The organism is Mycobacterium sp. E342 (assembly GCF_001667665.1).
Lineage (GTDB): Bacteria > Actinomycetota > Actinomycetes > Mycobacteriales > Mycobacteriaceae > Mycobacterium.
The window spans coordinates 1-1275 of the sequence record NZ_LZJM01000143.1; the positions used below are offsets into that span (position 1 = coordinate 1).

The following is a 1275-nucleotide window of genomic DNA, read 5'->3' on the forward strand; positions in this document are numbered from 1 at the left end:
ACCACCCCGGAGCGGTTGGCTGCCCTGGAGCGGGTGGAACGCGTGGCCCGCCAATTACGCACACCCCAGCACGCGTTGATCAACCAACTCGACGCCCAAGCCAGTCCCGAGCAATTGGGTGGCTCGCTGCGTGTGGGGCTGGCTGATCGGTTGCGCATCACCAAAGCCGAGGCCGGCCGGCGCATCGAGGACGCCCACGATCTGGGCGAGCGTCACGCGTTGACCGGTGAGCCGTTGGCGCCGCGGCTTTCCGCGACCGCCGCAGGGCAGCGCGCCGGGCTCATCGGCGACGGGCACGTCAAGGTGATCCGCAGCTTTTTCGCCCACCTCCTGGCCGAGGTCGACGTGTTCACCCGCCAAGCCGCCGAGGCCGACCTGGCCGACAAGGCCGCCGGCTACCGCCCCGACGAGCTGGCCAAATACGCCCAGCGGGTGATGGATTGGCTGCACCCCGACGGGGAATTCAGCGACGCCGAACGAGCTCGCAAACGCGGCATCACCCTGGGCGCACAAGACTGCGACGGCATGTCACGGCTGAGCGGGCTGATCACCCCGGAGCTGCGGGCCGCGATCGAGGCCATGCTGGCCAAACTCGCCGCCCCCGGGGTGTGCAACCCCGACGACGAAACCCCGGTGATCGACGACACCCCCGATCAGGACGCCGTGCGCCGCGACACCCGCAGCCCCGCCCAACGCAACCACGACGCCTTCCTGGCCGCACTGCGCGGACTGCTGGCCTCCGGGCGATTGGGTTCACACAACGGGCTGCCGGTGTCGATCGTGGTCACCACCACCTTGCAGGACTTGGAGGCCGCCGCCGGCAAGGCGCTGACCGCCGGCGGCACCCTGGTACCCATGTCCGACGTGATCCGCTGGGCCACCCACGCCCACCACTACCTGGCCATCTTCGACCAGGGCAGGTCACTGGCACTGCACCACACCAAACGCCTGGCCTCACCCGCCCAACGAATCATGCTCTACGCCAAGGATCGCGGGTGCACAAAGCCGGGATGTGATGCCCCGGCCTACCACAGCCAGGTCCACCACATCACAGGCTGGCAAGCCACCCGACGCACCGACATCGACGACCTCACCCTGGCCTGCGGCCCCGACAACCGACTCGCCGAACAAGGCTGGACCACCCGCACCAACGCCCGCGGCGAAACCGAATGGATCCCCCCACCCCACCTGGACCGCGGCCAACCACGCACCAACACCTACCACCACCCGGAGCGATTCCTCCGCGACACCGACGACGACGAACCCGGATGACAC

1 protein-coding gene is annotated in these 1275 nt (G+C 69.0%); it reads left to right on the forward strand.

The window, feature by feature from the left end; genetic code table 11:
* Window positions 1-1272: HNH endonuclease signature motif containing protein (locus A5692_RS09370; RefSeq protein ID WP_068055007.1), on the forward strand; the 1272-nt coding region annotated here is incomplete at its 5' end.
* Between the last annotated feature and the right edge of the window lie 3 nt (window positions 1273-1275).